At 48.2% G+C, this 15648-nt stretch carries 12 protein-coding genes; 1 reads left to right on the top strand and 11 read right to left on the bottom strand.

What is annotated here, in order from left to right; genetic code table 11:
• Nucleotides 1-158: 158 nt before the first annotated feature.
• The 11 genes from MZO40_RS13070 to MZO40_RS13120 form a co-directional block, all read right to left on the bottom strand.
• Entirely contained in the window at nt 159-1181 is a 1023-nt protein-coding gene (locus MZO40_RS13070) for a diacylglycerol kinase (RefSeq protein ID WP_003638157.1), read from the bottom strand.
• Nucleotides 1182-1312: 131 nt separating this feature from the next.
• The gene (gene gatB / locus MZO40_RS13075) at nt 1313-2737 is read right to left on the bottom strand and encodes an Asp-tRNA(Asn)/Glu-tRNA(Gln) amidotransferase subunit GatB (protein WP_105920513.1); all 1425 of its coding nucleotides are present in this window, start codon (nt 2735-2737) and stop codon (nt 1313-1315) included.
• Nucleotides 2737-4200, bottom strand: a complete 1464-nt coding sequence (gene gatA / locus MZO40_RS13080) for an Asp-tRNA(Asn)/Glu-tRNA(Gln) amidotransferase subunit GatA (protein WP_003638155.1) — start codon at nt 4198-4200, stop codon at nt 2737-2739. The genes gatB and gatA overlap by 1 nt, the downstream gene beginning before the upstream one ends.
• The gene (gene gatC, locus MZO40_RS13085; RefSeq protein WP_105921474.1) at nt 4200-4520 is read right to left on the bottom strand and encodes an Asp-tRNA(Asn)/Glu-tRNA(Gln) amidotransferase subunit GatC; all 321 of its coding nucleotides are present in this window, start codon (nt 4518-4520) and stop codon (nt 4200-4202) included. Before gatC ends, gatA begins: the two co-directional genes overlap by 1 nt.
• 34 nt (nt 4521-4554) lie before the next feature.
• The gene (locus tag MZO40_RS13090) at nt 4555-5730 is read right to left on the bottom strand and encodes a CamS family sex pheromone protein (protein WP_082230257.1); all 1176 of its coding nucleotides are present in this window, start codon (nt 5728-5730) and stop codon (nt 4555-4557) included.
• A complete protein-coding gene (ligA, locus tag MZO40_RS13095; RefSeq protein ID WP_252133328.1) occupies nt 5727-7766 on the bottom strand; it encodes an NAD-dependent DNA ligase LigA in 2040 nt (679 codons plus the stop codon). The genes MZO40_RS13090 and ligA overlap by 4 nt, the downstream gene beginning before the upstream one ends.
• A gap of 16 nt (nt 7767-7782) precedes the next feature.
• Complete coding sequence (gene pcrA / locus MZO40_RS13100) at nt 7783-10050, bottom strand: DNA helicase PcrA (protein WP_050338915.1); 2268 nt, start codon at nt 10048-10050, stop codon at nt 7783-7785.
• Nucleotides 10051-11273: 1223 nt separating this feature from the next.
• On the bottom strand, nt 11274-12452 hold the full coding sequence (locus MZO40_RS13105; RefSeq protein WP_216769221.1) for an ATP-grasp domain-containing protein: 1179 nt from the start codon (nt 12450-12452) through the stop codon (nt 11274-11276).
• Between the two features lie 110 nt (nt 12453-12562).
• Nucleotides 12563-13111: a DUF2179 domain-containing protein gene (locus MZO40_RS13110; protein WP_105920516.1), complete on the bottom strand. Its 549-nt coding sequence runs from the start codon at nt 13109-13111 to the stop codon at nt 12563-12565.
• 30 nt (nt 13112-13141) lie between these two features.
• Nucleotides 13142-13729 (bottom strand): xanthine phosphoribosyltransferase, encoded by a 588-nt coding sequence (locus MZO40_RS13115; protein WP_105962110.1) that lies wholly within the window; start codon nt 13727-13729, stop codon nt 13142-13144.
• An 89-nt stretch (nt 13730-13818) separates the two neighbouring features.
• Entirely contained in the window at nt 13819-14457 is a 639-nt protein-coding gene (locus tag MZO40_RS13120; RefSeq protein ID WP_101873852.1) for a glycoside hydrolase family 73 protein, read from the bottom strand.
• 140 nt (nt 14458-14597) lie between these two features.
• Between MZO40_RS13120 and MZO40_RS13125 the strand changes: the two genes are divergently transcribed.
• Complete coding sequence (locus MZO40_RS13125; RefSeq protein WP_003638146.1) at nt 14598-15572, top strand: Gfo/Idh/MocA family protein; 975 nt, start codon at nt 14598-14600, stop codon at nt 15570-15572.
• The last annotated feature ends 76 nt before the right edge of the window (nt 15573-15648 follow it).

Below are 15648 nucleotides of genomic sequence, written 5' to 3' on the forward strand. Positions count from 1 at the left end.
AACCTTCAGCTGTGCACTCCGCTTGCTACGCCAGTTGACCATTGCAAGGCCCGCAATAATCAACTAGCTAGGCAATGCTCGAGCACAACCCGCTGAACGTTGCACTCTTAAAAAAATTACCGTCCACCATTGTATCGGTAAACGGTAATTTAAGCAAGTTATTCTGTTTTTTCGTCGTCCTCAGTTGCGGCTGGCAACTGGTCAACGGCCGAAACGAAGTGCCGTTCTGCATCTTCTAATTCTGGATCAGTGTCGGTGATTGCTTCATCAGGGATGCGGTCCGTATCGGCAAACATTTCAATGTGTTGCTTCAAGTTACGGAACGTCATCGGTGCATCACCACCGTATTCCCCGTCTAAGTTAATCATCAACCGGTCCTTATCAGCTGGCTTAGCAACGACCTTGCTCGTCTTGACATAGATAATGCTTGGATCATTGATGTGCTTCCCACCATTGAGCACTAAGGTCATCAGGTGGAGCATTTTGGCCAAATTACTGGTCTTAACGATAATCATCGTAAACTTACCGTCGTCGAGCGAGGCATCCGGCACCAACTGTTCGAAGCCACCCACCGAATTCGTCAGCGCTAAGAAGAACATGGACGCCTTGCCTTGATAATGGCCACCATCATATTTCAGATCCATCTCAATCGGTTTCACGCGTGGCAATAACTCAGCCCCTTTGGCCAAGTATGCGGCGTAACCGAAAATCGATTTCAATTGTGATGGCACGTCGTAAGTCAATTCCGTCAACATGCCCCCAGCCGCAATGTTGATGAAGTATTGGTCACCGGCTTGACCGATGTCCATTTTGACCGTCTGGTTCTTTAAAACGACCTTGGCCGCGGCGACCGGATCATTTCGCGGAATCCGCAGTGCCCGGGCATAATCATTGGTCGTACCCGCCGGAATAATGGCCATCTTAGGCCGCCGTTTTAAGCCAGCTAGCCCGTTTACTACTTGATTGATGGTCCCATCACCACCAGCTGCTACAATCAGTTCGAACCCATCCTTGGCACACCGGCGCGCCTCGTCAGCCGCTGAATTAGGGGCTGGCGTCGTCGCAAACGCACTGGTCTCATAGCCAGCTTGTTCAAAGATACCAAGAATTTCAACTAGATCGTGGGCGAGTGCCTCACGTCCAGAAGTCGGGTTGTAAATAAGTCGTGCCCGTTTACGCATGTTTCCTATTCCTCCGCTCGCACGGTCGAGTGTTCTGTGCTTAGTCGTGCCAACTACTGGTCATAGAATCGTGATTCAGGTCCAAGACCTAACCGACCTACCCCAACACGCTACCGTGCCTTTTGATGCAATTATCGTGCTTTTAATGACGTCATTAATAATTGGTTGACCACTTTCGGGTTGGCCTGACCACGCGTCTTCTTCATGATTTGACCCACGAGGAAGCCGACAGCCCGGTCTTTCCCATTCTTAAAGTCGTCGATTGATTGTTGGTTGTTGTCCAATACGTCATCAACGATTGGTTGTAACTTAGCTGGATCTGACAATTGAACTAAGCCCTTGTCATTGACCCATTGAACGGGTTCTGAACCAGCCATAATTGCTTTGAAGACCTTCTTGGCGATTTTACTTGAAATCGTCTCGTCAGTAATCATTTTAATCATGCCCGCCAAATGTTCTGGCGTTAACTCAGTCGCTGACAAGTCGACCTTGTGCTCGTTCAAGTAGGCGTTGACGTCCCCTTGCAAGTAGTTCGAAGCCAACTTAGGATCGGCACCCTGTGCGACCGTGTCATCAAAGAAGTCAGACATTTCCTTAGTCTGCGTCAAAACACCCGCGTCATAAGCCGTCAAACCAAATTCGTTGACGTAACGTTCGCGCCGTGAACCAGGCATTTCTGGAATCGTGGCTTTGACCGCTGCAATCCAATCATCGTCAATGTTGACGGCTGGAATATCAGGCTCTGGGAAGTAACGGTAATCATCGCTACCTTCCTTGACCCGCATTAAAATCGTTTCGCCAGTCGTTTCGTCAAACCGACGTGTCTCTTGTTGAATCTTGCCGCCAGACATTAAGACTTGTTGTTGCCGCTTTTCCTCGTATTCCAACGATTTACGGACATAGTTGAAGGAGTTCAAGTTCTTCATTTCGGTCTTCACACCGTACTTATCCGAACCTGCTGGCCGAATCGAAATGTTAACGTCGACCCGCATGGACCCTTCTTCCATCTTAACATCTGAAACACCGGTAAATTGAATCCGTTGCCGCAATGCTTCACAGTAAGCATAAGCTTCTTCTGGTGACGCAATATCCGGCTTCGAAACGATTTCGATCAATGGCGTCCCTTGCCGGTTCAAATCGACATAGGAATAGTCATTTTCGTGGGTGTTCTTCCCTGCATCTTCTTCAATATGCATTTCTTCGATACCGATTTTTTTCTTCTTGCCATCAACTTCGATTTCAATCCAACCATCATGCGCAATTGGCTTTTCATGCTGCGTAATTTGGTAGGCCTTAGGGTTATCTGGATAGAAGTAGTTTTTGCGGTCGAAGTACGTATGGTGCTCGATCTGTGCGTGTAAGGCAGTTGCGGCCTTGATTCCGGCTTCGACAACACCCTTGTTCGGTGTTGGCAGTACCCCAGGATATCCCCAATCGATCACATTGGTGTTGGCATTTGGTTCGGACCCAAATTGCACGGGTGAAGGACTAAAGATTTTGGAATTCGTTTTTAATTCAACGTGGACTTCCAAACCAATCGTGGTTACAAAATTCATTAGTTAGCACCTCCGACTTTCGGGGTTTGCTTGTAGACTTGGGTCGCCTGTTCAAAGGCATAACCCGCCTTGTAGAGCGTACTTTCATCAAACGCCTTACCGATTAATTGCAGTCCAACTGGTAACCCGTCTGCAAACCCAGCTGGCACTGACATCCCTGGCAATCCAGCCAAGTTGACCGGAATCGTCAAGACATCGTTCATATACATCGTAATTGGGTCTGAGAGTTCATCGCCTAACTTGAACGCTGGCGTTGGTGCAACTGGGCCCATGATGAGGTCGTAATCTTCAAAGACCTTATTGAAATCATTAATAATCATCGTCCGAACTTGGCCGGCCTTGTGGAAGTAGGCATCGTAGTACCCTGCTGAAAGCGAGAACGTTCCAAGCATGATCCGACGTTTAACTTCATCACCGAAGCCTTCAGAACGGCTACGAACATAGACGTCTTCCAAGTTCTTGACGTCATCCGCCCGGAAACCGTAACGAATCCCATCAAACCGTTGTAAGTTAGATGAGGCTTCTGATGACGCGATGATGTAGTATGCAGCCACACCATAGCGACTATTTGGCAATGAGACTTCTTCAACGGTCGCACCTAAGTCTTCGAATTGTTTAACGGCTTGTTCGATGACTTCGCGGACCTTCGGATCAATACCGTCGCCCATGTATTCCTTAGGTAACCCAATCTTCATACCCTTGATATCACCAGTCAAACCAGCGGTGAAATCTGGTACGGCTTGTTGTGACGAGGTCGTATCATGAACATCGTTACCGGCAATCATGTTTAAGGCCGCCGCGTTATCCTTGACCGTCCGCGTCATTGGACCGATTTGGTCGAGTGATGAGCCGAACGCGATCAGACCCCAACGTGAGACCCGACCGTACGTTGGTTTCATCCCAACGATACCGTTGAATGAAGATGGTTGACGAATTGAACCACCAGTATCAGAACCGAGTGCAACTGGCACTTGTCCAGAAGCAACTGCAACGGCTGAACCACCCGATGAACCACCGGGCACCCGACTGATGTCCCATGGATTACGGGTCACGTGGAAGGCTGACGTTTCCGTCGAACCACCCATCGCAAATTCATCCATGTTGGTCTTACCAACGATCAACGCGTTGCTGGCTAATAACTTGTCAACAACGGTCGCGTTATAGACCGGCACAAAATTTTCCAACATCTTAGATGCCGCCGTGGTCGTTAAGCCCTTGGTCACAATGTTATCCTTGACCGCCATCGGAATTCCGGCAAACACATTGTTTTCATCGATACCTTTTTGGTCTAAGGCTGCGGCTTGTTGCAATGCCTGTTCTTCATTTAAATTCAAGAAGGCCCCTAATTGGGGGTCAACCTGATTCATGGTGGCAAAAGTGGCCTTGGCTAGTTCGGTCGCACTGATTTTCTTGGCGACTAAATCAGCATGTAAACTAGTCAGATCTTGGTCGAAATAAGTCATTATTCACCGTCCCCACTTTCATCAATAATTGCTGGCACTTTGATCAAGCCATTGGCCGTTTCTGGCGCGTTCTTCAATAACGCTTCCCGTAGTGCTTCATCACTTTTGACCGCCACGTCCTCACGTAACGTATTGGTATGGTCACTCATCCGTGACGTCACGGGTACGCCAGTCGTATCAACCTTGCTCAATTCTTCGAACATGCCGATAATTTTTTCCAACTGGGGTGTAAACATCGCCAGTTGGTCTGGTGTAAATTCCAATTTTGCCAAACTGGCAACGTGTTGGACTTGTTCGGCATTAATCCGTTCTTCAGCCATCAGATTTCCTTCTTTCTCAAATCTACTTAATTATTTAATCGTCGCCCTGGTCACTAAAGACGTGGGTGTAATACGAGCTGCCCTTCGCAGTCCGCGCTAAGAAACTTTGAATATCGCCATTGGCACTCTTGACCGTGATTTCCACTGGAATCCCAGATGGCAAGTACCGTTTTGCAGCGGTCGCTAAGTACTGCGTAAAGCTAATGATTTCAGTCTCACTGTAGAACTTAGTGGTAATGTTGACACTTAACTTACTCAACGACTTGTCTTTATAGTGGGCATTGGCAGTCACACCAGACAAGTTCGGGAAGAAGTTCTGAACATGCGACTTAAATTGACTAAAGTCTGATTCATCGTTACTATTAGCGCCCGAGTTCTTAGACTCTGAGGTTGCTGGGAAGACGTAATTCTTCCAGTTCAATGAGGTCCAATTGGAAATCGATGTCGACCCATTCTTAGACACGGCGTAGGCAATCATGTCACCGCCCACTAAGCTATCGTTAGATGATTGCTTATAGAGGGCTAATACGATTGGGACACTCTTCAAAGCTGAACGTTGACGCAAACGTTGTAAGACGGTGTTAGCCATCTTCTTCCCTTGTGCCGTTAATTCAGTCGTTGAAATATTCGTCTCATAGGTCGCCCCATATTCAACCTTAGTATAGTAATCGACAGAGTTCATCCCGAGCCCGATCGTGACCCCACCAAGGGACAGCTTACTCCCATTTTGGACCATGTAGTCCTGTTCTTCAAGCTGTTGTAAGTAAATCGGATTCCGGGTCGTCTCCCCAGTCTTACCGTTACTCTTCGGGTTCAAGCCTTCAGAATTACTGCTTGATTTACGGCCTAACCAATTTTCGACCGTTGACGAACTCAAATACTGGCCTTCTTGGAAGACGTACTTGCTAGTTGGAAAGACCTTCTTAGAAACGTCCAAGAGGCCACTTTCAAAGCTCTTCAAATTCATGACGTTATCATTTTGTGATGCGGCGATTCCACGAGACTTACTCGTGCGGTACCGACCATTCTTGATCACACCTTGATAAAATTCGCTGTCGGTCGTCCCAGTCGTCGTGGTCGTTTTCGTCCCAGTCGTCGTGGTACTGCTACTACTCGAGCCAAATGATGAATTTTTTAAATTACCGCAGGCGGCTAGAACAATGGCAGCCATTGCTACTAGACCAATCGTGCGTATGCGTTTGACATTCACGCTTGTGTATCCTCCCTCATTGTTTCGCTGAACCGGGCTTCATCCCATACGGTAATGTCCAGCTGCTGTGCTTTTTGCAACTTACTTCCGGCATCGCTACCTGCAATGACGAGGTCGGTCTTTTTCGAGACGCTCCCCGTTACCGTGGCACCATGGGCCTGCAGCCATTGCGTCGCTTCAGGACGGGTGAAGCTTTCCAGCTTACCCGTTAAAACGACCCGTTTACCTGCAAACCAGCTATTACTATCTTCTGCCACGGTGGCACTAGGGCCTTGATACGTGGTATTCACCTTAACGGCTTGCAATTCGCTGATCAACGTATGCACTTCGTCACTCTCAAAATATTGAACGACGGCGTTTGCAATCACGTCGCCCATCGAATCAATGGCCGCAATTTCTTCCTGACTCGCCGCCATCAACGCTTCAATGGTGCCGAAATGTTGCGCAATCAGGCGAGCCACCTTCGCGCCAACGTGCCGAATACCAAGGCCGAACAATAACCGTTCAAGTGAATTATCACGGCTACGGTCAATTGCTGTCAAGAGCTTTTCAGCAGATTTATCTTTTATTTTATCTAAAGTTAACAGTTGGTCCTTCGTCAATCGATATAAATCAGCGACATCCGCCACCAGATGATTGGTATACAATTGGGCAATAATCCGTGGCCCTAAGCCATCGATGTTCATCGCATTACGGGAGGCAAAGTGGACGAGCCCTTCTTGGACTTGCGCCGGACACTTTGGATTAATGCACCGTAACGCCACTTCATCTTCCAAATGAACAAGTGGCGCGCCACATGATGGACAATCCGTTGGAATCTCGAGCGGTTGCGCGTCTTTTGGCCGTTGTTTTAAATCGACCGATGAAATTTCAGGAATGATATCGCCAGCCTTGTGCAACAAGACGGTGTCGCCGATGCGGACGTCCTTAGCCGCAACGTAATCCGGATTGTGCAAAGATGCGCGAGCGACCGTCGTCCCCGCCAACTGAACGGGTTCCATCACTGCAGTTGGCGTGACGACGCCCGTCCGACCAACCGTCCATTCAACATCTAACAGGGTCGTTGGTTGTTCATCGGGCGGGAACTTGTACGCAATCGCCCACCGTGGCACTTTGACCGTGGCACCCAATGACCGTTGTAGTGGTAATGGATTGGCTTTGATGACGATTCCATCAATACCATACGCCAACTCTGGTCGTTCATTTTGATACTGATCGATATAGTCAAAGACTTCGCTCATCGAATGGGCGACCTTAAAGTCAGGATTAATCGCAAACCCTAAGTCAGCAAACTCCGTCAACATATCACTCTGCGTCCGGGCTTTAAGCGGTTCGTAGTCGGCAATGTTGTACATGAAAGTACTCAGCTGACGTTCGGCGACCACGCGTGAATCTAACTGCCGCAACGTCCCAGCTGCCGCATTCCGCGGATTAGCAAAGACCGGCTCACCGGCTGCTTCTCGCCGTTCGTTCAACGCTGCAAACGCCGCTTTCGGCATATAACATTCGCCCCGAACGTCAATCGTCAATGGCTTAGTCAACCGTTGTGGAATCGACTTGATCGTCTTGATATTGGCCGTGATGTCTTCACCGACCGTCCCATTACCACGAGTAGACCCTTGAACGAGCACCCCGTCTTCATAACGCAAGGAGAGCGCTAGCCCATCGATTTTCAGCTCACAGTTATAATCCACCGCATGACCGACATTTTGTTCCAACCGGTCCGCGAATTCCTGCAATTCGGCTTGTGAGAAGACGTCGCCTAATGACAACATTGGAATCTCATGGGTGACTTTGTCAAAACCAGATTTGACCGTCCCACCAACTAATTGCGTTGGCGAATCGGGCGTGACCAATTGTGGAAATTGTTGTTCAAGTTCGACTAAGCGTTCATACTTTTGGTCATAAACACTATCTTCAACATTGGGTGCGTCTTCATCATAGTACTGCCGCCGCCATTCATTTAACGTTTGCCGTAAAGTCGCCGCTTCTTCAGCCGCCTGTGTGACGGTCATTGTGTTGGGTTCGTCTGCCATCAGCTAGTCCTCCTAACTAATCTTGTACTTTTTGAATCGGTGCAAACGCCGCTAATAAACGCTTGATCCCTTCAGATTTGAAGGCAATGTCTAATTCAGCATCCTCGCCAGCGCCAGTCACCTTCACAACCGTTCCAGTGCCCCACTTGCGATGCTTGACTTTATCACCGATTGACCAACTATTCTTGTCAGCACCCGTTCCAGCGGCCTTTTTGACCGTGGCACGCGTTCCGACTGGGTTCTTCTTGTAGGATGGTGTAAAGGCCCGCCGTTCACGATCGTTACCAAACGGTACTTTTGGCCCAGTGCTGCTGGCGCCATCCAACGTATTTTCATTTTTAATTAAGTCCGGTTCAATTTCTTCCACGAACCGTGATGCCGGGTTATTTTGCCGCCGACCATACAACATCCGTGAGTAGGCATTGGTCAAATACAGCTTCTTTTCAGCCCGGGTAATCCCAACGTAGGCTAAGCGCCGTTCTTCTTCCAATTCATCTTCATCCATCATCGCACGGGACAATGGGAAGATGCCCTCTTCCAAACCAATCAGGAAGACGACTGGAAATTCCAGCCCCTTAGCCGCATGCAGCGTCATTAACGTCACAGCTTGCGGTTCTTCTTCCACGTTATCGACATCCGAGACTAAGGCTAAGTCAGCTAAGAAATCAACAAACTTATCGCTGTCTTCATCTTCAGGTTGATAACTGTCATCAAATTGTTTGGTAACGGACAAGAATTCTTCGATGTTTTCGATCCGCGCCTGAGCTTCTAGTGATTTGGTTGCTTTAGCATCCTTCAAGGCCTTCATGTACCCAGTCCGGTTCAGGATTTCTTGCGTCAAATCAGTCACTGACAAGTATTCACGCATCGCGCGTAATTCATTCATCGTTGCCGCAAACTTAGCTAATGCCCCTTTGGCACGCGCTGAAATACCGTTGGCCATATCAACGTTGCTAGCGGCTTCGAGCATTGAATAGCCCGCTTCATCCGCAAACAACCGAAGCTTCTCAACACTAGTCTGCCCGATACCACGTTTGGGTTCATTAACGACCCGTTCAAAATTCATTGAATCTTGGTCATTGACGACAAGTGTCAAATAGGACAAAACATCGCGAATTTCTTTGCGGTCGTAGAATTTGTTGCCCCCGACCATCGTGTAAGGAATGTTGGCCTTGACCAGCGATTCTTCCATGACCCGGGACTGTGCGTTGGTTCGATACAGGATGGCAAAATCACCGTAATTAAGATTATCGGCTTGCATGCTCTCCTGAATCTTGGCAATCACAAAATGCGTTTCGTCACTTTCGCTTTGACCACGATAGTAAGAAATCTTGTCGCCCGATTCATTTTCCGTCCATAACTTCTTCGGCCGACGCGTTGAATTGTTATTGATGACCGCGTTAGCAGCCGACAAAATCGTCTTCGTTGACCGGTAATTTTGTTCCAACATCACGGTGTCGGCTTGTGGATAATCCTTTTCAAAATCCAGGATATTTTCCATGTTGGCGCCCCGCCAACCATAGATGGATTGGTCGGCATCCCCAACGACACAGAGGTTCTTATACTTGTCTGCTAACAAGTTGACCAATGTGTATTGGGCGTTATTCGTATCTTGATATTCATCCACGTGAATATAATGGAATTTATTTTGGTACCAAGCCAACGTTTCCGGATTTTGTTTAAATAACCGAATCGTCAGCATGATCAAGTCATCAAAATCGACTGCTTGGTCCGCAGCCAGTTCGCGTTGATATTGTAAATAAACATCCGCAACAACACTTTCAAAAGGACTTGCAGCGGATTCCTTATACATTTCAGGCGTCTGCAAATCGTTTTTGGCATTCGAAATCGCGGACAAAATCGAGCGCGGGTCAAACTTCTTCGAATCAATATTTTGTTCCGTCAAAATTCGTTTGACCAGTGTCCGTTGTTCACTAGTCCCCGCAATCGTAAACGCCCGGTTGTAACCGATCTGCTCGATATCACGACGTAAAATCCGGACACACAATGCATGGAACGTGGAGACCCAGACTTCCTGTGCCGATTCCCCTAGCAATTTTCCGACCCGTTCACGCATTTCACGTGCGGCCTTGTTGGTAAAGGTAATCGCTAAGACGTTCCAAGGGTTGACCCCTCGTTCTTCAATTAAATAAGCTACCCGGTGTGTCAGCACTCGCGTCTTCCCCGAGCCAGCACCGGCCATAATTAGTAGCGGTCCTTCTGTGTCTAATACGGCTTCCTGTTGCTTGTCATTCATTCCTGCCAATAGGCTTTCTTTCGACACGCTGTTCGCCACCCTTTCTAAAAATCAGTCACCAAACATTATAGCAAATTTTGGGCATGATTGCTGAACTTTAAAGCCGTCATCGCGGACAAAAATACCACTCACGACCCTGGCAACCGACACACCCTAATTTTACCCCATCCTCGTGCTTACATAAGCTTTTATTAACTTTCAAATTGAATTGTTTTTGACTGTAGTAGCTGCGAAAGTCAAAACCGCCAGCTATGGCCCGCTGGAAAGTAAGGCAAGTTAGCGTAAATCTATTTAGTTAGGCCGTCCTATACCGGCTTCCAGGTATTTCTGACAACGCTGGAACGCGATGGACACAGATTTAAGCCGACAACCCACGTCTTAAATGCTGGTCTTCCACTAACCAAGCCAAAAACGCTTGCTAAGTGGAATTTCATCGCTGAGCATTGTCAGAAACACCTTCCATCCTGGGATGGTATTCGAAAGGCAGACATGTGCGGACTCAACCTTGGATAGACTGGTCGTTGGTTCTTAGCAAACCGTTGTTTTTCCATTCCACTGTAGGACTGACGTTTGATAATTTCTATGCTATCTTACCCATATTTTCATTCTAGAGACCATCATCATCACTGAACGTTATCGGAGCTTTTTTAGTTGACTGAGATGACGATGTGTTCAAGGCTAATCGTTTGGTAATTCTTTTTTGTCAACTTTATGACTATACCCATTTCCGTTGAAACTAGTTATAAGTCTTCAAACAACTTTCTCAGTATTTAGCTGCTTGAAGTCGTCCTCGACGTTGCTTCAAAGTTTGATTGAAGTTCCCAGTCTCTTAATTATTCAGTGCTGAGTTGCGCCAGGATTGGTGGCCGTTCATCTGCCATTCGAACGTTTTTCCAACTGGCCGGACCGCCGAACAATGCTCAGTAGCCAAATTATTCGTAGTCGAAAGTGACTTTCTTCCGACTTAGAATAAGACTCGAATTTGAAATTGCGCAGTGATTTTCTGCGTGAGCTCAAATCGATGTTCGGCTGCGTTCCAGCAATTGTCGGCCGGCCCCGGAAGTCGGTAGGACGCCACCACCACTGCAGATTTACACTGTTCCCAGCGGTCCTCAGCTGGCGATCGTGACCTGAATGCGTCACAAAAATAGCCGTCTCAAGAAGATTACATCTTGAAACGACTATGTATAATCTAGTTAGCCGGCACTGCCGACAACTAGTTTGAAATTATTGATTATTGATGACTGCAATTAAGCATCGTCTTCGGTATCAGTTTCAGTCTCAGCTGGCGCGGATTGACCGAAGCGCCAGATACTGGTGTCCTCGATCTGTTCGAGAGCTTCTTTGACACTCGGTGCTTCAACGAGCACGTGACCAGCAACTGGTGCGCGGTGCGCTTGTAGCAGTGTCCGGTGATAGAAATTGAAGAACCAGTTAGTCTTGATCTGCCACTGTGTCCGAATGCCACTTTCTTGGGCCGGCGTGAAGTACGCTGCGACCACCGGCATTAGTTGCTTGACCGGCATCAATGGTAAGCCAGCAATCGCCCGTAAGTGTTGTTCGGCCATACTGATGTTCGTGGCCCGTTCGAAAACGTAGCCCGCCTGGTGCATCGCTGGGACGATCCGTTTGACATATAAATTGCCGCTCTTCGTCAAGAAGAAAGCCACTTCAAAGACACCAGTGTAGTTCAAGTTGTCACTGATTTCTTTAGTAATCCGCAACATTTCATCGTTAACGGCTGAATCGATCTGAGCCGGCACGATTGAAGCGACTAATTCATGATTTTGATAACGATTCTCGACCGTTGGGAAAAAGGCGGTCGTGTCACCGCTCTTAGCGCCAAAGACTGAGAGTTCCTTATCATAGGGAATCAAGGATTCTAACAGGTAAGTTCCCCAGTCGAGCAAGTCGGCAGCCTTAACGATATCCGTCTGCGTTTTGATGACCAGCTGGCGATTCTGACCAAGCCCCTTTTGAATCGGCTTCAAAATACTTGGGTAGCCAATCGAACCAATCGATTGATAGACATCGTCCAGGCTGACGATGGTGGCGGACGGCGCCACGTTCAAGTTAAGTTGACTAAAGAACGCCCGTTCCAAAGAGCGGTCCTGTGTGATTTCAAGGGCATCCGCACCCTGAGGAACCCGGGTATGGGCCGCCAAGAAATTAATGACGGACGCGTCAATGGTTTCCGATTCATAAGTCACCATATCACAACGTTCCGCAAAGTTTTGTAACTGTTGTTGGTCATTGAGGGCTCCGACAACGCGAAAATCTGCCAGTTCCATGGTCTCTGTATTTTCGTTATCGCCGTATACCCCGACATTGATGCCAGCATTACGCGCGGCAATTACTAATCCAACACCATTAGTACTACTTCCGATGATGCCAAGCGTACCACCTGGGTTTAAAATCGAGTTGTCCACTTCAGTCCCTACTTTCCTATGCTTAAAATAATAATTTGATTATTGATTCATACTTAACGCTGATTAACCTGTAACAATCATACTTGCTGGTGCACCTGGTTGCAAGTTTATCACTGTTTTTTCCGCCGCGCATTGCGTCGTTTGACCCGTTTGAGCCAAAAGCCACCAGAGATATAGCGCGGTTCGTAAGCGATGACGAATGCACTGGGCGCCGCCTCCTTGATCAAATCATAGAGGCGCCGTTCATTCTTGCGTGGGGCTAAAATCTCTAGCGCCAACCGTTCACCTTCCAGACCATACGCCGCGTGCTGCGTGACGCCAAAGCCATTTTCCCGCAGGATGCCAGGCAAACTTGACTTCGGGTCCGGCAAAATGACTGAAATCATCGTGTAACCCAGGGCCAAGTGGTCTTCAATCACCATCCCGACGTACACACCGACGCCGTAGCCGAGCGCGTAGACGACCAGATTGATTGGATTATGCAACCGGTCAAGCACTAGTGACAGCCCTAAGACGTAAATCGTGATTTCAATGACACTGGCGAAGGCCGCGAAGTACCGATAGCCGCGCATCACCAGCAAAAAACGCACCGTGTTTAACGTAATGTAGACGAAGTTGATGACAAAAATGAGGACCAGCATCCCAACGTCAATTTGCATCATAGTCCCCCCTACTTTTTGAGTTCAAACTTACGCATCCACGTCCTCTGAAGCAAAGTGAACGCGGTCCCCGTCAAAGGACGTAATCTGAGCCAATGATTCCAGCAGCACACCGCGGTCGACGATCATCTGGTGACCCGTCTGGAAGACTTTTTCAATGACGATCCCCACGCCGGCAATCGTCACTTGCGCTTGGTCACAAATTTCAAACATGCCTTGAACGGCTTGACCATTCGCTAAGAAGTCATCGATCAAGAGGACTTTTTCACCGGGCTGTAAGAACTTTTTGGCAATCGAGATATGGTTGGACGTCTTCTTCGTATATGAATAGACTTCAGCCGTGTATAAATCATCGATCAGCGTGACGGATTTGTGTTTCCGTGCAAACACGACGGGCACGTGCATCGCTAAACCAGCCATGACGGCTGGTGCGATACCGGATGATTCAACGGTCAAAATCTTGGTGACGCCCGCATCTTGAAAACGGTGGGCAAATTCAGTTCCCATCGCAAACATCAAATCTGGATCGACTTGGTGATTCAAAAAGCCATCCACCTTCAACACTTCACCGGGAAGTACCCGGCCATCCTTCAAAATGCGTTCTTCAAGTTCTCGCATAGTTACCTCCTAGAGTGAAATCAACAAGCCACACATTGTTCGCCACTAATGTTAGTCACGAATTTTGACAACGCCGTTTATTGATTTATTTACTCTCTATCATACCGTTGTAAGTCGTATTTTTGAATAATATTAATTAATTTTTGTGCATAACTTGGGTCGGTCGCGTAGCCAGCGGTCTGTAATGCCTTGGCTGCGACCTTGTAATCCGTAGCCTTAATGACCGCGGCGTAGTGCTGAGAATCCCAAGTCGTACCAAACGCTAACTTTTTGGCATGGTCGACCAGTGAGGCGTGCCAACTGTCGTAGACCGCAAAGCGCCGTTTGACCGTATGATAGGCACCATCATAATACTCCTGGGTCGTCATCAACCGTCCCGAATCCGATTTGACGCCAAACAAGTTATTATTTTCCGTAGCGTTCGTGCTCTTGCCCCAATCCGATTCCAGAATTGCTTGACTCAACGTGATACTCGCAAGCACGTGATACTTCTGGTCCAGCTGTTGCGCAGCCGGCGCGAGCTTCTTGATAAAGGCCGCGTGTGACGTCGCTGGGAGCGTATCGGTCGTTGAATGCGAGGTCGCTGAAGTCCAATTGTGTTGAATGAACCAGACCATGCCGACGATTGCCATAAGCACGACTAAAATATTGAGCCATTGAAGACGGCCCTTTTTCACGAATAGTTGTGAACGCGCTCGTTTACGTGGCCGTCGTCGCTTTTTCGCCATCCCCAATGCTCCCTTCTGACTAATTACACCCATTTTACCGACTTTTGGCTTAATTTTACATGATAATCAAGCGCGAATTTCTTATTTTTTTGCTAAAATGTAAGTGTTCACATTCGATTAATCCTAGGAGGAACTTTTCAATGTCGAAAACTTATCGTTGGGCCATCGTTGGCCTGGGTAACATTGCCCATAGCTTTGTTAAATATTTTGATCAACCCGATGGCGAAATTTACGCCGTCTGCTCACGTTCACAAGCCAAAGCGAGTGCTTTTGCTGCCGAACATGATATTCCAAAGGCTTATGGGAATTTAGATGATCTGCTTGCCGATGACCAGGTCGATATCGTCTACGTGGCAACGCCACACAACTACCATATCGACACCATTTTACCGGCATTACGGGCTGGCAAACACGTGCTGAGTGAAAAAGCGATTACGATGTCGAGCACCCAACTCGCAATTGCTAAGGAAGTCGCTGCCAGCAACCACCTCATCTTGGCCGAAGCCATGACACTTTACCACATGCCGCTCTATGAACGGTTACACGACTTCGCAGCCGAACGGCACCTTGGTGATCTGAAAATGGTCCAGGCTAGTTTTGGGAGCTTCAAAGAACCTGACCCGACGAATCGGTTCTTCAATCCGGACCTTGCGGGTGGTGCGCTGCTTGATATTGGCGTCTACGCCCTCGCTTTTGTCGAAGAATTCTTGACCGCCACACCTTACTTAACGGGAACCACGATGCACCGTTTCAGCAGTGGTGTCGACGAATCCTCGACCATCACGTTACGAACCGCCAACGACGAATTGGCCACGGTCGCGTTGACGTTCCGGGCCAAGATGCCTAAACGTGGCATCGTCGCGTACGAAAACGGCTACTTCACCGTCGACACCTACCCACGCGCTGACACCGCCACCTTTACCGACAGTGAAGGCCACACGGAGACGATTACTGCCGGCGATAGTACCAACGCAATGAATTACGAAATCGCTGACATGCAGAAAATGGTCGCCGGCGAATTACGGAATACCAGTCTGGCGAAAACAACCGACGTCATGGCAATCATGACCGCCGCCCGCACCCAATGGGACTTCCGCTACCCCTTTGAAAAATAACGTTGTTCGTGCTTAAAAACCAGCTCACAAGGACGCGGTCAGAATTCACTGATCATGTGCTTGTGAGCTGGTTTTT

This window comes from Lactiplantibacillus sp. B652 (assembly GCF_023806745.1).
Taxonomy (GTDB): Bacteria; Bacillota; Bacilli; order Lactobacillales; family Lactobacillaceae; genus Lactiplantibacillus; species Lactiplantibacillus pentosus.